5 protein-coding genes are annotated in these 4286 nt (G+C 31.3%); 3 read left to right on the forward strand and 2 right to left on the reverse strand.

Translation table 11 applies throughout. The annotated features are described in order from the left end of the window. Positions 1-138: 138 nt before the first annotated feature. Positions 139-1878, reverse strand: a complete 1740-nt coding sequence (locus HN894_13505) for a hypothetical protein (protein ID MBT7144339.1) — start codon at positions 1876-1878, stop codon at positions 139-141. A gap of 328 nt (positions 1879-2206) precedes the next feature. Between HN894_13505 and HN894_13510 the strand changes: the two genes are divergently transcribed. The 3 genes from HN894_13510 to HN894_13520 all read left to right on the forward strand — a co-directional run bounded on the left by HN894_13510 (position 2207) and on the right by HN894_13520 (position 4107). Further along, positions 2207-3598 carry a Gfo/Idh/MocA family oxidoreductase gene (locus HN894_13510; protein ID MBT7144340.1) on the forward strand — a complete coding sequence of 464 codons (1392 nt, stop codon included), beginning with the start codon at positions 2207-2209 and terminating at the stop codon, positions 3596-3598. Positions 3599-3642: 44 nt separating this feature from the next. Beyond that, on the forward strand, positions 3643-3834 hold the full coding sequence (locus HN894_13515) for a hypothetical protein (GenBank protein ID MBT7144341.1): 192 nt from the start codon (positions 3643-3645) through the stop codon (positions 3832-3834). 84 nt (positions 3835-3918) lie between these two features. Further along, complete coding sequence (locus HN894_13520) at positions 3919-4107, forward strand: helix-turn-helix transcriptional regulator (protein ID MBT7144342.1); 189 nt, start codon at positions 3919-3921, stop codon at positions 4105-4107. Here the strand turns inward: HN894_13520 and HN894_13525 are convergent. Next, positions 4093-4286 (reverse strand): IS630 family transposase (locus HN894_13525; GenBank protein MBT7144343.1); only part of this gene is annotated, 194 nt, incomplete at its 5' end. The two genes, HN894_13520 and HN894_13525, sit on opposite strands and share 15 nt — an antisense overlap.

Here is a 4286-nt window from a genome sequence, read left to right on the forward strand (position 1 = left end):
AAAAATGCCATTAAAATTTCAAAAATTTAGCAAGGATTTTCATTTCTGATCAGATTTAGATTTTTTTTAGATTTTTTTGTAATTTCGAGTCAAACTAAATTTGTAACATTTGAGAAAAGTGGTGTTTTCTTAGTGGCACTACTTATCAAAAATAGAGTTGATTCTAGCAATATTTTGTTTTTCAATTTCTTTTAAGGAAGTTTTACTTGTTTTTTTAGTCTTTTCTAATTCGAGTAATCTAAAATATTCATCTTTCAACTCTTCTGGAGGAACAATTTTGTGTGTTACATAATCTTCTACTCTATCGAGCACAAGCATTGCAGTATTTTTTGTAATGATATTATGTTTTTGACTTAATTCAAAAATAGTATCTCTATTTTCTTCATAATTAGCATTTAAATATTCAATCTTCTTGCTAGCCCAAATACGTGAAACTGTTGATGATTTGGCATTTTTACTAATAGTATAAGTTTTAGTTTGGCTAATTCCTCTTTTGCCTCCAAAATTGACATTTATGTCTGCTTTGTCTTGAGTAAGAATACCCACAATTTCGAAGTAAGTACCTGCCCGCTTTGGAGTTTTAGGGTAAACTTCTTGAATGTGAGCAGAATTATATTTGCAAGAAAGAAATTTTTCTTCATCAACTTTGAGCAACTGCAATGCTCTCTCAATAGAAGTAACACTTAAGTCAATAAATTCACCATTTGTTTTAGTACAAGTACGTTTCAAAAGAGAATAGTCGCTACCTTGACTAGATGTAATAGCAAATACAGGTATCGATGCTGATATTTTATCTTTCCCAATTGTGCATACTCCATCAGAAAACAGCAATATCTCATCAACCTTATTTGTGAATTCTATTTTATCTAAATTTGTAGCTCCATCGTTATCTAATGTTTTAATGTATTCAATAATTTCATTAATATTTGATGTCGTAAATTCTTTTTCTTCGGAACTGGAATAATTAAAGCTTGTAACAGATACATTAACTTCTGTGTTGAAGGTATTCAAATATGATTCTAAAAATTTTAACTCTTTTTCAATATCACGCTTTGAAGCAGAGTAAGAGTTATCCCAGTAAATTGCAATATCATTAGGTGTTTCTCGTTCGGTTTGTTTCAATCTATCAGGCTTTATATTGAGGTAAAAATAGGTCTGGCCCTCAAAATCGCAAGTGAATAGTTGAGAACTATCTTTTGCAAATCGAGGAATAGTAAATTTTAATGGTTCTGTTGGATCAAATTTTTCTTTTTTGAGACTAAGTACATATGCATTATCTTTTTTATCAAAATCTATATTCTGGAAATCCGACTTAATATACTTCTCGTCTGATTTGCTTTTAATCACTTCTACATTTAAAGAAAAATCATCAAATGCTTTTGTGTTGCCAAAAGGTAAAATGTAATAAAGATTTTCTTCATCTCCATTTAAGGTTTCCGTAAGAGCAAGTACAACCCTCTTATTCCCTTTTGCCGGTATAGGATAGATCTTAGTTTTAAAACTATTTCCTTTTGTTTTACTTATAATTCCTGGGTCAATCTTTTGTCGAACTACTGCCTCAAAAGCCTGACGTGCTTTTACTTTTTCTACAATTACTCCTTCTCGTAGTTTTCCATTTACTTCTAAAGCATAACGACAAATTTCTTGTTCGTTCTTCAGGGACATAGATAATTCGCCTTCTAAAATACGTGAGTATGAATTGTAAAATAGAATGTCAAATGTTGTGGTGGCAATATTCCCTACAACTTCTACATTTACAATAAGCTTAGAAATCTTGAGCTCTTTCCTGCTCTTTCCTTTATGTACACTTAAACTTGGAACTTGTGCCAAACATATTTGACTTATTAAGAGCAACAGTAATAATCTCAATGTTTTCATATTATTTTTTCTATTAGTTTATGATGGTATTACACACAATTTAATTTATCTGGATAAAATCATTTTTTGTCAGAATTTTATCATTTTTTACTAATAATTTTCAAATATATAAATTTATTTCAATCAGAAAAAATAGAAGCTATAATGATTTAAGTGAACATCTCAAAAACCCGAAAGCAAGAACAAATGAAAATGAGTTTTTGACAGGATGAGATATTTGTGATGAAATAATTATATTTGAAAAATGGAATTAGAAATAGTTTAATTGAGTGAATATCTGCGGTTACAAAAAGAATAAATTAAATATAGATACAATATGAAGAAGAAAATGGACAGAAGAAAAGCCTTAAAAAATATGGCAATTGGAATTGGAGGAATTCCATTTATTACTAATCCATTATATGGTTTTCCTGAGAGTAAAAGTGAAGCAAAAGCTATTCCTGCGAAGGCTTATGGAAATAGCGATATCGAAAAACCAATAACTGCCATTACACTCGGAGCCGGAAATAGAGGAAACGTTTATGGCAATTATGGCGTTCAATTTCCAAACGAACTGAACATTGTTGGAGTTGCCGAACCAATTCCAATAAGAAACGACCGCTATGCTAAAAAACATAATATTCCCGAAAAAAGTAGGTTTACCACTTGGGAACATGTATTTGAGCATCCAAAATTTGCCGATGCAATAATCATAACTACTCCTGACGACCTACATTACGGCCCATGTATGAAAGCTCTTGAAATGGGTTATGATGTTTTGTTGGAAAAGCCAATAGCTCCCACAGAAAAGGAATGTCGGGAAATACTTGCTTTAGCTAAAAAAACCGGTAGAATTGTAGCCGTTTGTCATGTATTGCGATATGCTCCATATTTTATTAAACTTAAGGAAATGATACATTCCGGTGCGATTGGCGAGCTTATCAGCATTCAGCATATGGAGCCTATTCAACATATTCATATGTCACATTCGTATGTTAGAGGCAATTGGCATAATTCAAAAGAAACAACTCCAATTATACTTGCTAAATCATGCCACGATTTAGATATTCTTAGATGGATGGTTGGCAAGCCAAGTAAAAACATTTCTGCTTTTGGTAATTTGAAATGGTTTAAAGAATCAAATTCTCCAAAGGGAAGTACAAACAGATGTACAGATGGTTGTTCTGCCGAATCAAAATGTCCATATTCTGCTCTAAAAATCTATTACAGAGAGAGAACTTACACCTATGTATTTGATTTTCCTGAAGATAAATCTACGCATAGCGAATTTATTATGGAGCAACTAAAAACTACTAATTATGGCCGTTGTGTTTATAAAATGGATAATGATCAGCCCGATCATTATGTTGCTTCTATAGAGTTTGATGATGATATCACTGTTAGTTTTTCTATGGAAGCTTTTACATCATATCACGGACGCAGAACTCGAATTATGGGTTCATTAGGCGATATTGTTGGAGATATGAACGAATTTATTCATACTGACTTTTTAACGAATAAAGTTGCAAAATGGGATATTAGTTTGGAAGATATGGATAATAAAAAAAATAGTGGTCATGGTGGTGGCGATTGGGCATTAGTAACAGATTGGGTTAGGGCTGTGAAAGAACAAGATTCGAGTTTACTAACTTCTACCATTGATGCTTCAATAGAGAGTCATATTATGGGTTTTATGGCAGAGAAAAGCCGAAAAACAAAACAAACTATTCCTATAGTTTAAAAAGCATGTTACATAGCAACTCAAAATAAGAATTAGCCAATTTTGTGAAATGGCTTAATTGTGATGAAATAGTTCAATTGATAAAAAAATATGCGAAAATTTCCGGATATGCTAATGTTGTAGGCAAGCAGGAAGAACGAAACAGAATGACTAATTTGCTGCAAGAAAATATAGAAAAAGCTAACACACAAATTGCACATTTAATTTTTGGTCAACACGCAAAAGATCAACCCTAAAAAATCAAAAGAGCTATTTTTTCAACAAGAAATTGTAGACAATTGCCCGTTGTACAATAGTCAACATTTATGCAATTTTACTCCATGAATTTACAGAAGATTTTTGGAGAAGTAATTAAACGGTTAAGAATTGAAAGGAATTTTTCACAAGAAGCTTTGGCTTTTAAAGCTGACATTGATAGAACATACATAAGTGATATTGAAAAAGGTGAAAGAAATATTTCCATTAATGTTGCTTTTAAATTAGCTAGTGTCATGTCAATCAACAATTGACGGATACAATCTTTTTAATTTAATTCTGGAATCCTTAGTAGTAAATCTCCAATTTATTTTTGCATTCTTATTATTTCTGTGATTTTGCCAAGCATCTACTTCATTTATAATTGTTTCAATATTGTCTATGCGTCTATTAAGGCATTGACCGTTTAAAACATTCAATTCTATTTCTGCCA

It is taken from the genome of Bacteroidota bacterium (genome assembly GCA_018692315.1).
GTDB lineage: Bacteria > Bacteroidota > Bacteroidia > Bacteroidales > JABHKC01 > JABHKC01.

Bases quoted from the DNA above. Each gene is read 5' to 3' on its own strand.
- HN894_13505 (MBT7144339.1), bottom strand. From the start codon at position 1,878: ATGAAAACATTGAGATTATTACTGTTGCTCTTAATAAGTCAAATATGT.
- HN894_13510 (MBT7144340.1), top strand. From the start codon at position 2,207: ATGGACAGAAGAAAAGCCTTAAAAAATATGGCAATTGGAATTGGAGGA.
- HN894_13520 (MBT7144342.1), top strand. From the start codon at position 3,919: ATGAATTTACAGAAGATTTTTGGAGAAGTAATTAAACGGTTAAGAATT.